Below are 20,358 nucleotides of genomic sequence, written 5' to 3' on the forward strand. Positions count from 1 at the left end.
ACAGTTAATCTTATTTCATTTACATTTTTTTGTATACCTTTCTAACTTTAGTTCATTGACCGAATGGTTATTCACTGATCTAACGGTTATATTATTACACGAATAACACTCTGAAAGGGATTAAAATTTTAACCAGGAAATAACAGAAAATAGTTCCTGTAAAATAATTCCGGAATAAAATAGCTCCAGAGCAGGGTCGAAAAATAATTTTGTTCCAGAATAGTTCCTGAATAAAATAATTCCGGAATAAAATAGCCCAGAGCAGAAGAATTCCAGGATAGAATAGTTCCGGAACAAAATAATTGCAGATGAAATGAGCCTGGAAAGGCAGCTTACTTCATACGGGTGTTGTAGGTGTGATATAAGGTATATATCAGGTATATTAGAAAGGCAAGCACAAGGATATATTTCGTATATATTACTTTTGTCACGGCCTGCTTTTCCGCATGGGTTACGGAGTCGGTTGTTATGCGGGAATAAATATCGGCTGTGGTATAGATTTTTCCCCCGTTTTCGAGAAGGGCAGTTCGGAATAATGGGTTTTCGCCGATATGGGTATATTCGTCAGGGCAGTTTGCAGAGGCAGGCCTCCAGGATACGTTTTCGACGCCGAAGCTTTCAGGCATGAATTCCTCAGTCTCGTTTACCCCGGCAGGCTTTTCGGAGATCTTATGGAGCCCGAAGGTAACCGGGGTGACATACGATTCGTACATCCTGTTTCCGATAGGAGTTATTTCCATGGGCTTTTTGTCAAAATAGAGTTCAGGAGCTCCTTCTTCCCTGGTTGTAATAAGGATCCGGCCTGGCTGGTTTACTTTAAGGTCAGGAACTTTTAGCTGCATGCTCTCGAACATTTCGGTATCTGCGACTGCCCAGTTCAGGGTTCTTGTAATTACCAGGCTGTCATTGCCTGTATAGAGGGAAGGAGCCCAGGGTACCCCCTGGCCGTATCCGTTATCGGTTGTAACCGCTGCAACCCGGCCGAGGCCAAGCCTCCAGACTGTTATTACGGGTTTGCCCAGCCTGGTCGCTACAAGCCTGTTTGCTTCCGGCTTCGGGCTTACCTCATTGTAGCCCAGGAGATCATGAGGTATTTCGGAAATCTCCCTTGTGATGAAATGCCTTGGATCATAGACTATTAATGCGCCGCTGGAAAAGTTATCTTCTATATCCTCAGAATCTTCCGATTTCTCAGAAAAGCTGACATTCACCCGCTGCCCGGGTTCTATTTTATTATAATTTTTCGATAGACCAATTCTATTCATCATCAGGTCGGCGTAATATTTGCCATTGGGAGTGACCTGGCGTTCGGTGCTTGGGGAGTGAATATGAACAAAATGGATGCCTATTCCTTCTTCATGAAGCGAATCTGCGCAGCTTATGGCCTGTTCAAAAGTTTTATCTCCCTCATTCCTATTGCCTATCCCGCCATCAGAAACGATTATAATTTCAGCATCTGCACTGCTGTTCTGTCCTCTAAGCAGGTTACGTGCAGCTAACATTCCCCGTTCAAGTGATGTCGAGTCTCCTGAAGGGGTAATTTTCCTAATCTCACCTTCAAGCCACAACCTGTTGGATTCTTTGGACATATCCACGAATCCGTTTGTGACATCCTTCCCCTTGCTCCCGAATGTGATTACGTCCACTCTCGCATCTTTAAGGTGATCGTTTTCAAGCAGGACAACTGCATTGGAGAGTATATCGTCTAAAACACGCCCTCCAATCCTGTTACTTTGCAGGGTGCTTGGCGAAACATCAAGCATAAGGACGATATTCCTGCCGCCTCTCCAGTTTGAAGAGCTGGACGTGACAGGCAGGAGTGTTTCAAATTGTGTATTTTGATAGGTACGTTCGGCAGGATAGTCGAAAGAAGTATCCCCTCCGACCACTACCATGCCGCCGCCATTAATAATATACTTCCTGAGGGCTTCGACTTCCGAATTTGAAATTGTCGATGCAGCCTGGTTGTCGATCACCACGGCATCCATGCCGTTAAGGGAGCTGAATGACCGTGCAGGATGAACTTCATAAACTTCGTTAAGTATGCTTGCCAGAGGTGAATCCCGCTCTTCTGTCACAAAAAGCACTTTCGGTTTCGGAGTCACATATACACTTTTCATGTACTGGTTATTATTCTCGAAGTAATCCAGACCCTTAACGTTTATGTTTGCGGGATGAAGGGTCGCTTTTACCGTATGCGGCCCCAGTGTATCGAATGTATGGCTGAAATTGAAGCTTTCTATCCTTCCGGTCTGGATAATTTTCTTTTCCATTACCTGCTTATGGTCAACCGTAACTCTCAGCTCGTACCTCATCTCATTTTCAGTTGACTTCCTGACGTAGAGTTCGAAAGGAGCCTCATTTCCTATTACAAGCTCGTTTCCTCCTTCAATCTCTACACTGAGATCTTCTTTGAGCGTATTCGGAATGAGCGCAGCTACAGGGAAACCGTTTCCGTAACAGTAGGAAAGTGCATCTTCAATCGGAGTACCCGAATTGCTCTGTCCGTCTGAAATTATAAGTACATAGTTTTCAGGGGATGCCTGCTGCATAATAGCGTCCCCGAGCGAGGTATGTGATCCTGATATGGTTGTAACCGTAACAGGAACCCTGTTGCTAAGTTTCTCGGATATATTCTGCGGAACTCCTTTCTGAAGCAGTTCCATACTTGTGGTTTCGTCAGAAATTACGGTTATCCTGGATTGATTGGTCTCCGGGGAAGTTATTTCTGCAGAATACGGAGCCGCGAGTGCCAGAATCAGGAGGAATGCGACAAGTACGTGGAAGAACAGATGTTTTTTACTGGCTTTTTTTCCCAGCCCGAAAAGCAAGAATCCCGCCAGAGGCAGCAGGAGAAGCAGCTCGGATTTATACAGAAAACCAGAGCTCATATTATTTTCCTCCTGAACATGATCACATTTTCCAGGATAAGAAGGAGCAACAGGGCGTAAATCAGGTATTTCCGGAATTTGTCAGGCGACTTCGTATACAGGTCTTCTTTTTGAACACCTTCGCTCTCACCTGTCAGGTTTAATCGGTTTTCAGTAAAGGTATTTGACTCCGTGGAATCATAGAGGTTAGCTGCAACGGTTTTCTGGTTCAGGTTGTAAAGTCCACATTTGTCATAGTAAACGAACTTACTGCTGATTGTTTCCCCGGGGATTTCGATTCTGACATTCCGGTCAAATGCCTGGTATCTCCCTGTGTTTACATTGGTTTCACTGATATCCCCGATTCCCCATAGATATTTGAGAAGCTTTGCCCAGAATACCGGATACGTGGGAACGGTAGGGAAGTTATTCCATGCCTCGTTTCCAGCAGTATCGCTTATCCCCACATAGGCAACTGTCCCGTTGTCAAGCTTCCAGGTAGAGACTGCAGGCCCGGCGCCTTTGAATTCGGCAAGTACCGAGGCGTTCTCACGTGGAACCGCAGCCAGGTACTTTCGGATATACACTTCGCTAAATGAAATTCCCTCAAAAATCTGTGTACCGCTCCCTGCGGTCTCGAACGTACGGCTGGCGTCTTCTTTGATTGAGCTTATCTCTACAGGCAGGATCGGATATAACTCATGCATTTCCGAAGAATTATACAGGCATCCGTTTCCGATAACTATCAGGGCTTTCCCGCTTTTTGCATAAGCAGTAATTTCCTTTATAGTGGATACTGGCAGGGGTTCATACTCACAAGCTATGACAATATCATCATACTTCGCAAAATCCACCGGAAGCTCATGTTGCACATCGACCGTAAGCCCGGGCATAAGGGATAAGGCTGTTATCAGGGGGGATTTGCCTGTTGCCGGGTCAGGATCTGTCAATATAAGCATTTGCCTTGGCTTGATTTCAGGGATAGAAATCCAGGCAATATTATCACAGGGCAGTGCATCCTTGTTGAGAATTTCCACAGTCGATGTGCCCTGAGGGATACTGGAAAATTTTATTTGCTGGGTCCCGAATTTCCCAAGCGATACCGGCTTACTTATTTTTTGTGTCGAAAGCAGCCCGGATTTGCTTTCCAGCCGGATATCAAGCTTCACGCTTTCATTGTTGAAGTTTTTGACAGTGCAGGTATATTCATAGGTTCCATCATTCCGGTCTTTAAGATATCCACCTATGATTGCGCAATTGCCAGCTGCCCTGCCTACCTGCCTGAACTCAAGCTCAAGGTTTTTTGCCCTGGCGATTTTAATATACGTTTCAGGTGCTCTTCCTGCCCAGTTTTCAAAGTCGGATATAACCACAACTTTTGCCTTCCGGTTTCCTTCGTCATTTATAACGGTCAGAACAGCTTCCGGAATATTGCCAGGAGTATCTCTGGCTTCCAGGCTATTGATCAGCTCTTCGGCATCGGCTGCTTCTATCGCTTTTGCGAGTACCACAGGCATGCTTTCGGCAGCGATAACCGTATTTTCCTTACCCAGGCTTTCGATTGCTATGGATTTCGCATCACTTATCCGGTCAGGCACTGCCATGCTGGCAGACGAATCTATGATAACCACAACTTTTTCCGAATCCTCCTTAATATTCTCAAGTAAAGGGCCTGCAATGGCAATAGCCATAAGGATCAGGGCAAAAAGCTGTAAAAAGAAAAGCGGGTCTGTTATTTTCTTACTGATTTTACGCCTTGAATCGAATGCCTCCCTGCCGATTTTCCGGACAAACATTAAAGAAGGCAGGATTACCTGTTTTGGGCGAGGTTTAAGCAGGTACACTATAATCAGGGGAATTATACCTGCAAGCGCAGCCAGACCCGGGGAAAATTCGTAATCCATAGGTAGGGTCACCTTTCACCTATGATTGTGAGAACAGTATCAATCGGCCGGTTGTCAATACTGACTTTAAAATAGGGAATCTTAAAATCGTGTGCGATTTTATCCAGTTCAGCCATATGTTTCCCGTATTCGTCAGCATATTCCTTTTTGAACTGCGGGCCAACCGAGATGCTGAACTCTTCGTTTGTCTCACTGTCAATAAATTTGACGGTGCCGCCTACGGTTTCAGGCAGGTTGATCTCGGTTTCATCATAGAGGTGTATAAGTACGAGTTCGTGCCTGCGCAGCCTGTGGACAGCGTATCGGATGGAATCGGGATTATCCAGGAAATCTGAAACTATTAAGACCATTGATTTTGATTTTATTCTGGGGTATATAGAATCTGCACAATCTGCAAGCTTCGTCTTTCCATTGACTGAAATTCGAGACAGGTTATCAATGGTTCGAAGGAATTCTTCCCTTCCTTTGAGGGCTTTAGTATAATCTACATTCTCCGCAAACGTTGCAATCATGTACTGGTCGTTGTACCGCATTACAATGTAAGCGATCCCTGTGGCTATGGTTGAGGCATATTCGAATTTATTCGGATCGTTTTCAGGAAAGAGCATGCTGCTGCTCGCATCAAGAAGTATTACCATATTCAGGTTTTTGTCTTCTTCGAACCTGCGTATATAGAGTTTTTCAGTACGGGCATAGAGGTTCCAGTCGATCTTCTTTAATGAATCTCCGGGATTGTATCTTCTATGGTCTACAAGGTCAAGCCCCGATCCCTTCCTTGTTGAGATATGGCTGCCTGAGTGAACCGCTGTTACCCTGTTCCTGATCGGGAGTGCATACCTGTCGAGCTGAGTCAGGAATGAGGTATCTATTCTATGTTTTGCACCGTCCATATCCTATCCCTGCCTCCGGCCACATTCTATCACGCCTCCAGCCATATTCTATTACTGCCCCCAACCATATTCTACTGCTGTCCCTGACCATAATCTATCCCTGCTTCCTGCCACACTTTTTCTCTGCCTCGGCCCAGATTTTATTGCCATCTCCAGCCGTTTTTCATTCGTTATGCAGTTGTTTTTTGTCCTCCAGGATTTTTTGTATAATTTTGTCGCTGGTAGTATTGTTCCGTGCAGCCTCAAATGAGAGAATAATCCTGTGGCGAAGGGCAGGAAGCACCATAGCATCGATGTCTTCTCTTTCGACATATCCCCGGTTGTCAAGAAACGCGTTTGCCTTAGCACAGAGAATCAGGGCTATTGAAGCACGCGGGGATGCACCGGCTTCTATCATATCAGGCAGATTCCTGGTCTGGTTCACGATCTCGATCGCGTATCTTTTGAGTTTGTTGGAGATTGGAATTCTCCGGGTGATTTGCTGAAGTTCAAGGAAGGTCTGTTTGTCAATGCACTTCCTGACCGTCGGCCTGAAAGCTTCAGCGTACCTGTTTACAATCTCAAACTCCTCTTCTTTATCCGGGTATTGCAGCTGGATTTTCAGTAGAAACCTGTCAAGCTGGGCTTCGGGCAAAGCGTAAGTCCCTTCCATCTCAATCGGGTTCTGGGTAGCGAGTATAAAAAAGGGTTTGTCAAGCAGGTATGTCGTATTTGCCACAGTTACCTGCTTTTCCTGCATGGCCTCAAGCAGCGCAGACTGGGTTTTCGGGGATGCACGGTTGATCTCATCGGCAAGGACAATATTTGCAAAAACCGGGCCCTGTTTGAACTTGAAGTGTTTGGAGCCTTTCTCGTCATCTTCTATTATATCGGTACCTGTGATATCCGCAGGCATGAGGTCAGGCGTGCACTGTATCCTGCTAAATTTCATGTTCATAATCTGGGAAATCGTGGATATGGTCAGGGTTTTACCCAGTCCCGGATTGCTTTCGACCAGCACGTGCCCTTCGCACAGCATGGCTATAAGGATCTGCCTTATCATTTCTTTCTGGCCGACTATGGCATTGCCTATCTCCTTAAAAATGGCCTCGAAAATCGCAGGGGCTTTTTCATAAGTGGGTTTTAAATTAAGTTCCGAATCTTCAAGCTGGATTTCCTGTATTTCCTTCATTGAAACTCCTCTCTTTTTAAGATGAGAGCTTTTCAAAATATTGCTTTATCAGCGGTTCATATTCTTCGGGGAGATCTTCGGTATACGTCTGGCTATACCTGAACCCGTTTTTAGAGCTGTTCGAGCTTTCATTGAACTTACTGGCTGTCTCTAAATCTATCCGATTTGTAAATCCAAGTCCCAGGCTCGGGTTGATTTCCATTTCGATCTGCTCTCCGTTTTTTATTATGACAGCTTCTACACCATAATCGGTCTCTTCAACAGTTTCGTTTTCGGCCTGGCCTGAAGCCTTTCCTTCAGGTAAATCCGGGATTTTCTCGATCAGGCGGCTGGGAGAGATGTCAAAGCTAAAACCTTCAGCTATGCAGAAAGCAACCGATCCGCTGAATAGTAAAAACACTAAAAATGCGCTGAGGATCTGCCTGCCTGGAACAAGTTTTTTAACATCGGCATCGGCTAGCTGTTTATATACATCATGAAAAAGTTTATCAGTAACTATATTCAAATTTTGTTTATTGTCATATGCCGTACTCAGCTTTGTCCTGAGGCCCGGAAATTTTCCTTCAAGCATGTTCATGAGGTTTAATTCTCTTTTCTTCCTGAGCGGTTTGCTGAAGGCGATTCCTAAAAAAGTGAGTATAACCGCTCCCGTTCCCATCAAAAAAATATTAAACCAGTAGGGGTCGATATACTTTTGGGTTTTGATAAATGCTTCAGCTCCAGGAATAAAGTAAGCAAACTCGTAGGTATTAAATAAAATCATTAACAGGAAAAGAAAGACAAACTTCCCGACGATTTGTAGAAACCTGAGAATGCTGTAATATTGCTTCAAATAAGCTTTATATTTAACCAGCAAGGGCTCAAAAAGCATGTAAATCTCTTCCCACAATTGTAATTTTATTCTAATTATATTGCAGATGTTAATGAAAAACTTTTCTAATAATTTAAGCAACTCGTGGAAACAGAAAACATGTTTTAGACCTGGAATGCCGATTTTCGGGCATTAAAATAGTTAAGAGATCAGGTGCAGGTTTTTAAAGCCCCGCCTGAACGTAAAAGATTAACTATAGAATCTCAGGTTTCATTGTAGAATATCCAGTCTTTTCTAAAGCATTTACTGCTGGATTATTCCATCTTTCAACTTTATTATCCTGTCAGCATATCTGGCATGCCAGTCTTCATGGGTAACCATTACAATCGTCTGTCCCTCTTCCCGGTTAAATTTTTTGAAAAGGTCAAGGACTTCCTTTGAAGTCTCGGAGTCCAGGTTGGCACAGGGCTCGTCTGCAAAAAGGACTCTTGGGGAGTGGGCAAGAGCCCGGGCTATTGAGACTCTCTGCTGCTGGCCGCCGCTCATTTTTGAGGGGAGCTGCTGCAGGCGGTCCCCAAGGCCAACTGCGGTAAGGATCTCTGCAGCTGCGGATTCGCATTCGGCTTTACTTTTGCCCTGCATCATAAGGGAGATATAGACGTTTTCCGAGGCATTGAGTTCGGGAAGAAGAGCATAGTCCTGAAAGACATAGCCCAGATTATGCAGCCGGAATTTGCCTTTTTCGCTGTCGGACATGCGGGAGGTATCCGTGCCGTCTATAATGACTTTTCCGGAGTTTGGGGTATCAAGCAGGCCGAGCTGGTTTAAGAGAGTGGTCTTTCCTGAGCCGCTCGGGCCCATGATTGCAATAAACTCTCCATGCCGAATTCTTACATTTACGCCGCGCAGGGCTCGAACATGTACCTCTCCCATCCTGAAGGTGCGCACTATATCTATGCCTTCTATAATGATGCCTTCTATGATTGAACCTTCGGACGGCCTTATAGAATCACCAGGCTGTCCTTTCGTTTTTCCGGTTGTGTCTCTTTCCGGATTCCCGGTTTCGTTTTTTAGCATATTCTCAGTCTGTTTTCGGGCTTCTTCCACACTTTTCCTCCTTTATTTTCCCCATATCAAGTCCAGAAGATCTCTCTGGGCCAGTTTGTACGCAGGAATTACCGAACCGACGATAGAAGCCAGGAAAAGGAGGACAGCGCGGTTTATGGCTTCGGCGTCGTCCAGCCTCAGGCTCATGGTGCCGAGAGGAATCTCTACAGGGTGAGAAACCGTATAAGGCGCAAGCCCGAAGCGCATAAAAGCATAGCCAAGTATGACGCCCGCGCCTGCGTAAAGCATGGCCTGGAGCACAAAGGATGCAACTATTACATTTTGCTCGATCCCTATGGCTTTCTGAACGCCTATCTGTCTCTTTTTGTTCACGATGTTTACGTAAATGACTACAAAGATTATCACAAAAGCGATTAGCAGGCCGATAGCGTTCATAATGTTCCGAATCAGGCCAAGCGTATTTTCAATCAGGCGGAGAATGCCTGCAAACTCCTGCCAGGTGCGGATATTCTCACTGATTCCGAGGGAGAGGAGCGCAGTTCTGGTATCGTATTCAGGAGTACCGTCTGCGGTTTTAACGGCAATTTCCTGGGCAAAGCCCCTGCCCTCAATACCCATCATCGCTTCGAGGTCAGCTCTGGTAAGATAAGCTGAAGCGTCAGCCATAAAATAACGGGTTGTATAAATCCCTTTTACTCTGAACTGCCTGGTTACGCCCCCTACGGTAAGTTCAACGGTGTCTCCTACCTCCACACCTCCCAGAGATCTCGATTCCATAAGGGCTTCGAAACCTCCTGAGACTTCCCTGCCCAGAATGACTTCTCCTCTGTCAGGCCTGCTCAGAAACTCCCCACTTATTATGGCGTCTTCAAGGCCTGTTACAAGTATTTCATCTGCAGGATCTATCCCGTAAACCGTAGTTCCCATTTCTTTTTCTTTATAGCGGAAGTTTCCAGTCGTTTTCAGGCGAGCCGAGGTCCCTACCACCTGCGGAAGACTTTCTATTTTTTTCTGAAGAGCTGAGGCATCCTCAATGAATCTTGCCTCGGTTTCTGGTTCGACCACAACATTCCCGGTCTGAAAATCGACCATCAGTTCATTAAATTTCAGCGTAACTCCTGCAAGCATGCTTGAAAAAAGCACAAGCTGTATAAAGATCAGGGTCAGGACAAAGACTGTAAAGATCGTAATCCCTTTATTGCCCCTGGTTATTGAGCGGCTGGCAAGGAAGAGGGAAACTTTCGCTTTTTCGAGCATAATAGGCGTCCTTTCTGGTTAATTCCATTTTCCTGCTTGTTTCTGGGATGCTTGTTTCCGGGATTTTAGAGCTTGCCTTTCTTTTTCATATAGAAAATCACGGCTGCAAGAATCAGTACCACTCCGAGCACAATCGGAACAGTGCTACCTTCCTGGCTTTCCACATTAAAAGTCAGGTTCTCGCTAAGCTGGTGCCCTCCGAAATCATCCTCGTACTCCACCAGCAGTGTCACTTCCTGCTCTCCTGCTTTTTCAGGAGTAAATGTAAAAACTGCAGGGGCATCATCGTCCTTATCAAGGCGTCCGAGAAAGGCACCTGTACTTCCCGAACCTTCAAGCCCTTCAAGCCTAGCCTTGACTGAGCGAGCTTCCCCTTCCCCTACATTTTCAAGCCGTACGGACATGGATACCTGCTGCCCTTTCACAGGCATTCCGGGGTCGAATTTCAGGCTTGAAATGTCGATCTTCGCCCGGTTAAGCACGTTAATTCCAATCTCCTGGATCTTGTCTATCTGGAAGGTGTCGGTGTTATTCGAAGCCGTTATCCGCAGGGGAATCCTGTAGGGCTGCACCTCGGCGTTGCTGCCGAGAAGAAGTTTGAACGATAGGTTTTCGGAACTGCCTGCACTCAGGTTTTCAAAGAAACGGACATTATCTTCCAGCGGGATTACAGGCGACGAATTATTGAGGTTGAGCATTACCCTGACGTTTTTTGCGTCCCCGTTTCCTGCATTTTTAACCGCTGTCCTGAGGTAGAATTCCTGTCCCGGAATTATGGCTCCTGAAGAAGAATTATCTGCGTTTACAGGAAGAATTTCAGTGCCTGTAAGCACGAGATCCGGGTTTCCTTCCACCCGAATGGGAATTCTTCTCGAAAAACTTGTTCCGCTGTTGTCTTTGATAGTAAACTCGAGCTGATAAATTCCGGATTCAGCCTCCTGATCTACCCTGAAATAGAAATTCAGTTCGACTTTGGAACGCTGCCGGATCTGTTGAATCTGGAAATTTTGCTCTGTGTTCGTCCCGGAACCGTATATTTCTGACGTGCTATACTTAAAAACAAAAGGATGAATTTCCTCAATTCCTATTATCACGTTTTCTGCGGGCTCGTCTCCGGCATTCTGTACATTTACTTTTATCAGCAGGTCTTCGCCTGGCCTGGCAGGGTTGGGAGTGATTTCCGAGATCTCAACCCCTAAATGAGTGCTTCCGGACACTACAACTGCAGAAGCGGGGCCCGTCAGAAAAATGGTTATAATCAATAAGGCAACTGCAAACCGAAGAGCTGCGGCTGACATTCTATCTCTTATTATTCTATCTGCCAGCATTTTATATACCGAACTTCGATCTCCCGGTTTTTTATCTACGGATCCTCTTTCTGCCGACATTCGATCTATCAGCTTATACTTCTTTTTCCCGGTACAGGAACACTTTTCTGGATAGGCGAGCTTCATAGGGTAACAATCCTTATGCCTGGTTTATAACGGTTGCACTTTATTTGCAACTTGTAACATGTTGTATTTTTCTATTGCAAGCCTTTTCAAAAAAGGCTTGAGCGAAAACGTGGCAACGCCTGGGTTGAGAAATACTTATAATCCCCTAACCCTATCCGGCGTGATCACAAACCTTTTTAAAAAAGGTTTGATCGAAAACGGAATTGTCGGCGTGATCAACCGGCGCAATGGTTGCGGCCCAACGGTTGCGGCCCAACGGTTGTGTTTGAGCCAAAACGGCGTTTTCGGCAGGGTTGTTCGATATTCCAGGGGTTTACCATGCTCCAGGCGGATTATTTCGACGCCTCAGCGGAATTTGAGGTTTCAGCCTCCAGTTTCTCAAAATATTGACTGGTTTCGGCCGCAACAACTTTCCGAAGAGCCAGCAGGGCAATAAGGTTTGGGAGAGCCATGAGTCCGTTTACTATGTCTGCAAGCACCCAGATGATATCAAGGGTCAGGAAGGCGCCTGAGGCAACAATCAGGATATAAACGATCTTGTAAGGGAGAATTCCTTTTACGCCGAAGAGGAATTCCGTACAGCGCTCACCATAGTAATTCCACCCCAGAATAGTTGTAAAGGCAAAGAAGATGAGCCCGACTGTTACAATGTAATTTCCGGCCTCTGCAAGTACGGTGGAAAAGGCGTAGCTTGTCATATAGGCGCCTGCAAGGTCGCCTGTCCAGGAATCTGTTACGATCAGTACTGTTCCGGTCATGAAACAGATGATAATTGTATCGAAAAAAGTCCCTGTCATGGAAATAAGCCCCTGCCTGGCAGGCTCTTTTACCTTTGCAGCCGCAGCAGCTATCGGGGAACTTCCAAGGCCGGATTCGTTTGAGAAAATTCCCCGCGCAATTCCCATTCTGACCGCAAGCATTACCCCTGCCCCAAGAAAGCCGCCCCGTGCAGCCGTTCCTGTAAATGCGGAGTTTATTATCAGGGCCAGGGTTTCAGGAATCTTCTCGAGGTTCAAGCCTATAATTACCAGGCAGCCCAGCACATAGCCAATTGCCATGAAAGGCACAAGAAGCTGGGCTACGGCTGCAATCCTCCTGATTCCGCCAAGCGTCACAAACGCTACAAGCAGGCTTATTACAGCCGCGCTCAGGGTTTCAGGGATATCAAAGGCAATCCTGGCCGAATCAACAATGGCATTTACCTGCGGAAAGGTTCCTATCCCGAAAAGGGCTACATTTACCCCAAAGAAGGCAAAAGCGGCTGCAAGGATGCGGCTGTACTTCTTCTGTTCAAGCCCGTTTCTGATATAATACATGGGCCCTCCTGACATCTGCCCGTTTGCATCCACGGTCCTGTATTTGACTGCAAGCAGGGACTCGGAATACATGGTTGCCATCCCGAAAAAAGCTGCAAGAAACATCCAGAAGAGAGCTCCCGGCCCTCCCGTTTTTATTGCAGTTGCGACCCCAACTATATTCCCTGTCCCTACCGTTGCAGACAGCGCAGTGCTGAGCGCCGCAAAACTCGAAATATCCCCCTGTACCCCGATTTCGGCTTTTCTTGAGTTAAACACGTACCTGAGCGCAAGGGGCAACCTGAAGATCTGGATCAGCCCGAGCTTCCAGGTCAGAAAAATTCCGGTTCCCACAAGTAAAACCAGAAGCGGCGGCCCCCAGATTAACTGGTCTATTCCTGTAAGAATGTCAAGTATGTCGATATCCGCCAGTCCCGTGCAAGCCAACCTCCATAAAGTAAAGAGATAATTTTAGAAAAAATCGGTTTTCTCAATATTTGTTGAGGCTGGTCTTAAACGTTAATGTTCGGAAATTAACGGTATAAAGCTGAATTCCGGAATTAAGCTGAACTCAGGAATTTGGAATATTCGAAAGACATCCGGAAAAATCCCTCCACAGGCAAAAAAGTGGGAAAATCTCCTCATAAGCAAAAAAACTACTTCCTTTAGCCGCCAACAGAGTAAATTTTTATACTTTCACGGCTTTTACTTATTTTTAAGGGGGATTTGAAATAATACGTATAACATCTTTAAATAGCACGTCTCTGGCAAAAGTCCTGAGCCTCATGTACCTTACTCTTGCAATCATCTTTTCGCCGTTTGTTTTTCTAATAGCGAGTGCAGATGGGCTGGGCTTCACTGAAGGTATATTTATGGTCGTATTTCTTGTTGTTTTTTACGGAATTGGGGGAGCAATAGCGGGATTTCTTTTTGGCACGGTATATACTCTTATTGCAAAGAAGGTTGGGGGTATCGAAATGGAGATCGAAACCACCTGAATCCGTTATTCTGTAAACTCTATTTTAAAATCTTTTTTAAAATTTTTAAACTTTTCTAAACTCTTTTTAATTCTTTTTAACTTTTCTTTGATTTTTTATTATTTGTGTTTAAATTCTCTTTTTCTGAATTTTTCTTTTATTTTTTCCTTAATTCCGGAAAAAAGCCGAAAGTCTCATCTGCCCGGTTTTCTGAATTGTTTCAATTTGCCCTTCCTGCTTTTGCTGGTTCCCCGGCTTTTCTTTCTTCGCAGGCTCAAGCACGTTATCAAGAAAAACGACTTCATTTTCCGGGTTTAGTGAATCCCTGTAATACTTGATTGTTTTTTCCTGCCAGTTTCCCGAAAGCAGCAGGAATTTCATTCCCCTTTTCTGCTCATTCCATCCCCAGACTCCAGCCTGGTAAAAAATAGCTCCCAGCTGGCTTGAAAGCTGGGCATAAGATACTTCCGGACGGAGCTTGTACAGGAACTTCCCGATGCCGTCCTTCTCCGTTCCCATGCACAGGTTTGCAGCGCCGTTCGCAAGGGCTTTCCATTCCCCATCCTGCATGAACTCGCAGAGCCTGTCCAGATGGCGGCAGCTAATCTTATCGATTCTGGGAAAACGATTCTTTCTGAACTTCCTTTTTATGAAAAGGTTTCCTCGATCGTCTATCCGCCAGGAAAAGCCCTTATGTTTTGCGCCAAGGGTTCTGGACCGTGACCAGAAGGCTGCCATCGGGGGTAAATCGAATTTTAAATATAAAAAATTGTATGTTATTTCTCTTACCTGTCTATTGTATCTGTTACCCTGAGGCTTCGGCAAATCCGACGGCTTAATCAAAAAATTGTCTTTGCAGCTTCATTAGTCCGGATTTCTTTTTCAGGCTCCTGAAGTTAGGGTGCACAGGCGTTTACGTAAGTTCTGACAATAATCCAGAGAGCAAGCCAACCAAGTGCTGAGATCAAATCGTTTCTGAACTGTGTTTCCATAAACTTATATAATCTCTTCATCATATTTAATTTTTTTTGTCTGTTTAATAATTATTTAAGCTGCGCCTTATTCTGCATGAATACTATCCCTGTAACCCCTGAAAACTCGAATTGTGCCACAGGTGTGTTTTATAAAGTAATTTACATTCTAACCTGTAAAAAGAAGGGCTTGTAAAAACGGACTACTTATGCAGACTTATGAGAATTGGATTTAACAAACTAAAATAATTTATTTAGATAGTGATTAATGGAACGTTCTCAAAAAAGTTCAAAGTGTTTGTGAACATTGTCGTGATGGACATCTTGCATTTCGATCTTGCTTATAAGTGGCTATGAGTGTAATAAATCCATTATTCTGTTCTCAGGCTACTGCCTCATAGATGCTGCGGCTGTCCCCGGCATAAGAATCGTAAATATGCTGGATGGCTATATTGCATTTTTAGGATATAAAAATACAGGACGATGAATTTACGTATTTACAGCTTATTGATGTATGAGTTAGGAAAGTTGCATTGATAACTTAAATTATTGATAAATTGAAAGAAAAATAAAAAATTTTCATTAGCCGGGCCCGAGTAAAGAAAGCAACCGATCTGTGGAAGTATTAAGTATTTCCAAAAAAATAAACCCTTATAAACAAGTAGAAAATCTGTAGAATATAACCTTTAAACATAACCTTTTCAAAGAGGGTAAAAATATTCCAAGCGCATACGACAACCGAAGAGGCTCGGTAATAGTGGAAACCGATAACGGAATCCTGCTGGTGAGCAGTTCCGGGTCTTACTACCGGCTCCCCGGAGGAAAACCGAAAAAAGGGGAAGCCAGTATCGAAACTGCGATTCGGGAGCTTCGGGAAGAGACAGGGCTTCGGGCTTACGATGTGAGATATCTTTTCAAGTTTCATGCGTCCAAGGTCTTCAAAATTAAGGCGAAGGGGGAGCCAGAACCGGGAAGTGAGATTCACCATTTTGCGTTTTTCAGGCCGGGAAAGGACACGAAGGTGCGGGTTTCTGAGAACACAGTAAAAATACTGGACATTTATTACAGGCTAAGGAGAGAGAGTAAATAAAAGGCTGTCCTTTAATCCGGAAATCATTCTGTGCAGTTATTTCTATTCATCTTGTTTTTCAGGTACATGTTGAGTTTTTCATGTACTGATTTAAATTTTCAGGTACTGATTTAGATTTTCAGGCACGGATTGAGATTTTAGGTACATCTGGCATTGAGATATTTTTTCAGGGGGTTGTAACTATTATTTTTCTTCCGGTTCAGCCTTTCAATCCGTTTGTTTTGACCATGCAAAAACAACTGTCCCTGCCCGGCTCCAGATTTGCGACCGCCGGTACCTGTCATACAGTGTAACGTTCAGGGTCAGGAGAAGAATAAAGAATAAAGTGTCAGGAAGGTTGATTGAACCGCCGAGCCTGATTATAAGGAAATCATATGCGAGCACGATCCCGAAATTCACGGCAGAGATTACTATGAACTCCCAGATTATCGATTTCCAGCGGGTTCCGCGCCTGGCAAGCCACTGGCTCAGTTCGGTGTTTATTATAATAAGAAGCGATAAGCCGATTGCAACCTGAAGGCTGCTTGCCCGGACCTCCGGAAGAATCTGGGCAAAAATTACGCTCAGCAGGGAAACAAGTATAATCTTTTCGATCAGTTCGTAATGCAGAAAGTCGTCGAAAAATCTCTGGCTCGTATAATTATCCCTCATATTCCTGGCCTGAGGGCTGTCATACGGAAAATTCCTGTAACTGGCGGCAACTATCAGGCCAGGCCGCATAGGGGGCAGGTCCCGCAAAAGCCGCCAGGCCAGGAAAGTAAGGAGAGCAGCCCAGCCAATCAGGATTATCACATTCGGAGGATTGGCTCTCACCCAGTCCGTCGTGTCCATCCTGGCAATATGTATCCAGTATTCCTGCGGCAATTTGACAAAGATCCAGATAAAGGCGGCAGTGGTGATTAATTTGTCTTTCGTAAGTATCCTCGGGTCCCATTTCAGGCGGACGAGCTCATAGAAAATGAAGAAATATTCAAAGATATTGGGAAAAATAAGCAAGAGCAGGCGCAGGTGTGTTAGTTCGAACAGGGTCACTCCGACCAGCCTGTAGTAAAAAAGGGATCGGCCTACTTTGAAGGCGAAGAAATTTGACCAGTTGCGCAGAGTTGAGAGATAGGTAATTGCCAGATAATAAATATCGAGAGCCTTGTCATAACCCTGGTAATCTTCCAGAGGCAGGTACGTAAACTGCTGGAAAATCGTCTGGTCTATCATATCAAGCAATAAGGAAAGTGTAATGCCTGGAAGGGGATAACTGGGAATGGCAAGCGGTATTAGAAAGCGAGCCACAACTACAGCCCAGAAAATGAGCAGATCCGATGTCTCAGGCATTATGGGTTTGCCTCCTTTCCCGGCACTCAACCGGGTCAGATATAGTCATTTCCTATCCGGCTTGAAAGGTTGTTTCTAAAATACTTTTATTCTAAAACACTTTATTCTAAAATACCGTTATTTAATTTATAATATTTCACATTTATATCTCTCACGAGACTTCAAACGTTTTTATCTTCCAGAATCAATTGCTTCTCTCAGGGTTTCTCCTGATGTGTACCTCCCGATATCTGTCATAGAGAGTTACGTTCAGGGTCAGGAGGAGGATGAAGAATAGTGTGTTTAAAAGATTGATTGAACCGCCGTACCTTGGCAGCAGGTAGTCAAATGCAAGGACTATGCCGAGGTTTACGACGGACATAACTATAAACTCCTGAATAATAGACTTCCAATGGTTCCCGCGCCTGGCAAGCCAGTGGCTCAATGCAGTGTTTATTATTATAATAATAGCCATGCCTATCGCCAGCTGGAGGTTGGTTGAACGTACCCCTGGAAGGATCTGGGCAAAAATTATGCTCAGGAGAGATACCAGCGCTATTTTTTCGACAAGCGCGTTATTGAAGAAACGTTCTGCAGAATTAAGTACCGTAAGACTAGTTCTGCTTCCTTGACCGGAAGACTCTTCTTGGGCAACAGGGAGAGAGTCGGCTGCAATTTCAAAGCCAGGTCTCATTGGAGGCAGGTCCCGTAAGAGCCACCACGCCAGGCCGAGCAGGAACATCGCATAGGCGATCAGGATGAGGGCGTTTAAGGGGTTTGCCCGGATCCAGTCGGTAGTGTCCAACTGAGCAATGTGAATCCAGTATTCCTGCGGCAGTTTGACGAAGATCCAGATGAGGGCTGTAGCAGTGATCAGTTTGTTTTTTGTGAGCACTATCGGGTTCCATTTAAGGCGGACTGCCTCGTAAAAAATAAAGAAGTATTCGAAGGTATTTGGAAAAATAAACAATATCGCCCTCAGCTGTGTTAGCTCGAAAAGAGCTGCACCAACCAGCCTGTAATAGAAAAGGAAGCGGCTTATCTTAAAAGCGAAGAGATTTGACCAGTTCCGCATGGTTGAAAGGTATGCTATGGCCAGGTAATAATTATCAAGGGCTTTATCATAGCTCTGGTAGCCTTCAAGGGGCAGGCTCGTAAACAGCTGGAAGATCGTCTGGTCGATACCGTCTAAGATCAGGCAGGCAAGCACGCCTGGAAGAGGGTAGCGAGGAATGGCGAGAGGTATAAAAAAACGCACCATAACTACAGCCCAGAAAATCAGCATATCCAATGTATCCGGCACGCTAAACCTACCCCCGTCCCTTTAGAATATTTTCTGAACCGCTAACCCTATGACGGTTCAATTATCCGATTGGAAATTAATCTTACAAATCGGATATTAATACTATAACGTTCTTATTTATTATATTACTCTTATTAATTTTGAAGCTTTTGACTTCTTTGGCTATTACATTTCTATCAAAATTAACATACTCATCTCGAAATTAATATACGATGGATTTTATATAGATCAAATTTATACATATATTCTATTATTATAAGTAAAAACAGGATCTTAAAATAAGGCCAGCTAAATGTCAGTCACCTTGCCTGCAGCCGGAGTCACTGGAGCTTAAGGCGGGAAATATTGCAGATATGTGGGGTACTCTGCTGAGAAGATATTCTGGCAAAAGTGAAAGGCCTTGCTCTTTGTGGAATTCTGTATCAGGAAGCTGGAATTATACTAATTCTGATACTGCGCAAAGGGCCAGGGCTGGTAAAAAATCTGGGGGAAATAGTAATGGCACAATTCAGACCTTTTGAAATGGATAGTATTCCGATAGAAGAACAGTTTATGAACTGGAAGGAGATAGTCAAACCTCCGTATGACAAGAAATCAGTCGATGCATACACCCGGACCCGGGTGATTCTGATGAATGGTATTGAGAATGCTTCGATCCTCATGTCCCATGCTATGGAACGGATGACTGTCGATCCTGAGATTAAACGGCAGATGGCAATGATGAGGCGTGTCGATTCCATGCAGCAGCAGACGGTCGACTGGCTAAATCCGGCTAATCAGAGTGTTGTAGAGACTACGCTTGGCTATGAACAGGTAGCTGTCGATCTCACTGCAAACCTTGCTAAAAACGAGCCTGATCCATATGTAAAGCAAACGCTGGACTTTGCATTGCTTGAAGACTTCGACCACCTCTATCGCTACAGCTGCCTTTATGATTATCTGGAAGGCGGCGATCCTGAGTCTATTGTCCAGGGCAAGACCGAGGTAAAACCGGGAAGACCAACAGTTGCCCATCACCGCCATCCTGACGACACCATGCGCAACCATTACGATAAGGACACAGCTGACATTAAAACTAAAATGAATTATCTCACCATTGTTGCAGGCGAGCAGCAGACCGAGCTTTTCTACAAGACTCACGGGAACATGTATTCTGACGAACTTGCAAGGCAGCTTTACTCCGAGATTGCCGATGTTGAAGAAGAGCATGTAACCCAGTACGGGTTACTCGGCGATCCGCGGGAAACAATGCTCGAAAAGTCTGCACTTATGCAGCTCTGTGAAGCCTATATCTATTTCTCCTGCGCACAGACCGAAACCGATCCCAGGATAAAAAGCATCTGGGAGAATTTCGCAAAAATGGAAATCTCGCACTTCGAGGGCTGTGCCCGCCTCCTTGAAAAGTATGAAGGCAGAGACATCAGGGATGTCGTAAAGGCTGATGTTATCGAACCTCTGGTCGTTTTCGAGCCGAATAAAAACTATGTAAATAAGGTAATCGATGAGCAGCTTGACCTCATGCCTTCTAATACGGAATACAGGCGGTTCAGCGAGCTTACCGATAAATGGTCCAGCTTTAAGTTCCAGTGGAAGATGAATGGAGCTGGCGTGCCAAGTGAAGAGGTAGTCGGCAAAGCAAGGCGTGAGCTGGCTGAGCGGGATCAGGCTAAAAATATCAAGCAGTTTAAGCGTCAGTTAGCCGAACGCACAGAAAGTCAAATGTCTTCGCAAAGAGGAAAAATGATGCCGCATCCCTGATAAAATCTTATGCAGGGCATTTTTTATAAGGTATCTTTCAATTTCAAACGCAGGAAAGCCATTTCATTCTTAAATACAGGGCGTTGTTTCACGCCCGTTCTTTAATTTAAATGGCCTGGAATAATCTGTTCTTCAATTCAGATAATTTAGTATAATTTTTTAGTTCAGGCCGCTTAGTATAACCTTTTTTTAATTCAGGTCAGTTTATATAACCAGTTATTAAATTCGATT

16 protein-coding genes are annotated in these 20,358 nt (G+C 44.8%); 3 read left to right on the forward strand and 13 right to left on the reverse strand.

The genetic code is table 11. The features are described 5' to 3' along the window. Window positions 1–332: 332 nt before the first annotated feature. The 10 genes from ACPK8D_RS06855 to ACPK8D_RS06900 form a co-directional block, all read right to left on the reverse strand. Complete coding sequence (locus ACPK8D_RS06855; RefSeq protein WP_424717092.1) at window positions 333–2,891, reverse strand: VWA domain-containing protein; 2,559 nt, start codon at window positions 2,889–2,891, stop codon at window positions 333–335. Continuing rightward, window positions 2,888–4,774, reverse strand: a complete 1,887-nt coding sequence (locus tag ACPK8D_RS06860; RefSeq protein ID WP_424717093.1) for a DUF7408 domain-containing protein — start codon at window positions 4,772–4,774, stop codon at window positions 2,888–2,890. Before ACPK8D_RS06860 ends, ACPK8D_RS06855 begins: the two co-directional genes overlap by 4 nt. A gap of 8 nt (window positions 4,775–4,782) precedes the next feature. After that, complete coding sequence (locus ACPK8D_RS06865; RefSeq protein WP_424717094.1) at window positions 4,783–5,664, reverse strand: DUF58 domain-containing protein; 882 nt, start codon at window positions 5,662–5,664, stop codon at window positions 4,783–4,785. Window positions 5,665–5,827: 163 nt separating this feature from the next. Next, a complete protein-coding gene (locus ACPK8D_RS06870) occupies window positions 5,828–6,835 on the reverse strand; it encodes an AAA family ATPase (protein WP_424717095.1) in 1,008 nt (335 codons plus the stop codon). 16 nt (window positions 6,836–6,851) lie between these two features. After that, complete coding sequence (locus ACPK8D_RS06875; protein ID WP_424717096.1) at window positions 6,852–7,493, reverse strand: DUF7502 family protein; 642 nt, start codon at window positions 7,491–7,493, stop codon at window positions 6,852–6,854. A gap of 456 nt (window positions 7,494–7,949) precedes the next feature. Beyond that, on the reverse strand, window positions 7,950–8,579 hold the full coding sequence (locus ACPK8D_RS06880; protein WP_424717160.1) for an ABC transporter ATP-binding protein: 630 nt from the start codon (window positions 8,577–8,579) through the stop codon (window positions 7,950–7,952). 186 nt (window positions 8,580–8,765) lie between these two features. Next, window positions 8,766–9,971 (reverse strand): ABC transporter permease, encoded by a 1,206-nt coding sequence (locus ACPK8D_RS06885; RefSeq protein WP_424717097.1) that lies wholly within the window; start codon window positions 9,969–9,971, stop codon window positions 8,766–8,768. A 65-nt stretch (window positions 9,972–10,036) separates the two neighbouring features. Next, window positions 10,037–11,425, reverse strand: a complete 1,389-nt coding sequence (locus ACPK8D_RS06890) for a COG1361 S-layer family protein (protein ID WP_424717098.1) — start codon at window positions 11,423–11,425, stop codon at window positions 10,037–10,039. 332 nt (window positions 11,426–11,757) lie between these two features. Beyond that, complete coding sequence (locus ACPK8D_RS06895; RefSeq protein WP_424717099.1) at window positions 11,758–13,167, reverse strand: alanine/glycine:cation symporter family protein; 1,410 nt, start codon at window positions 13,165–13,167, stop codon at window positions 11,758–11,760. Window positions 13,168–13,435: 268 nt separating this feature from the next. Continuing rightward, window positions 13,436–13,579 carry a hypothetical protein gene (locus tag ACPK8D_RS06900; RefSeq protein WP_424717100.1) on the reverse strand — a complete coding sequence of 48 codons (144 nt, stop codon included), beginning with the start codon at window positions 13,577–13,579 and terminating at the stop codon, window positions 13,436–13,438. 13 nt (window positions 13,580–13,592) lie between these two features. Between ACPK8D_RS06900 and ACPK8D_RS06905 the strand changes: the two genes are divergently transcribed. Further along, window positions 13,593–13,718 carry a hypothetical protein gene (locus ACPK8D_RS06905; RefSeq protein ID WP_424717101.1) on the forward strand — a complete coding sequence of 42 codons (126 nt, stop codon included), beginning with the start codon at window positions 13,593–13,595 and terminating at the stop codon, window positions 13,716–13,718. A 147-nt stretch (window positions 13,719–13,865) separates the two neighbouring features. Here the strand turns inward: ACPK8D_RS06905 and ACPK8D_RS06910 are convergent, their stop codons facing one another. Beyond that, the gene (locus ACPK8D_RS06910) at window positions 13,866–14,435 is read right to left on the reverse strand and encodes a hypothetical protein (protein ID WP_424717102.1); all 570 of its coding nucleotides are present in this window, start codon (window positions 14,433–14,435) and stop codon (window positions 13,866–13,868) included. 990 nt (window positions 14,436–15,425) lie between these two features. Here ACPK8D_RS06910 and ACPK8D_RS06915 point away from each other — a divergent pair. Then, window positions 15,426–15,758, forward strand: a complete 333-nt coding sequence (locus ACPK8D_RS06915; RefSeq protein ID WP_424717103.1) for an NUDIX domain-containing protein — start codon at window positions 15,426–15,428, stop codon at window positions 15,756–15,758. Between the two features lie 207 nt (window positions 15,759–15,965). Here the strand turns inward: ACPK8D_RS06915 and ACPK8D_RS06920 are convergent, their stop codons facing one another. Both ACPK8D_RS06920 and ACPK8D_RS06925 read right to left on the reverse strand, forming a co-directional pair. Then, window positions 15,966–17,087, reverse strand: coding sequence for a hypothetical protein (locus ACPK8D_RS06920; protein WP_424717104.1), 1,122 nt, complete (start codon window positions 17,085–17,087; stop codon window positions 15,966–15,968). Between the two features lie 184 nt (window positions 17,088–17,271). Next, window positions 17,272–18,369: a hypothetical protein gene (locus tag ACPK8D_RS06925; RefSeq protein WP_424717105.1), complete on the reverse strand. Its 1,098-nt coding sequence runs from the start codon at window positions 18,367–18,369 to the stop codon at window positions 17,272–17,274. 498 nt (window positions 18,370–18,867) lie between these two features. Here ACPK8D_RS06925 and ACPK8D_RS06930 point away from each other — a divergent pair, with 498 nt between their 5' ends. Further along, window positions 18,868–20,127 (forward strand): hypothetical protein, encoded by a 1,260-nt coding sequence (locus ACPK8D_RS06930; RefSeq protein ID WP_424717106.1) that lies wholly within the window; start codon window positions 18,868–18,870, stop codon window positions 20,125–20,127. The last annotated feature ends 231 nt before the right edge of the window (window positions 20,128–20,358 follow it).

This window comes from Methanosarcina sp., assembly GCF_049706645.1.
Taxonomy (GTDB): domain Archaea; phylum Halobacteriota; class Methanosarcinia; order Methanosarcinales; family Methanosarcinaceae; genus Methanosarcina.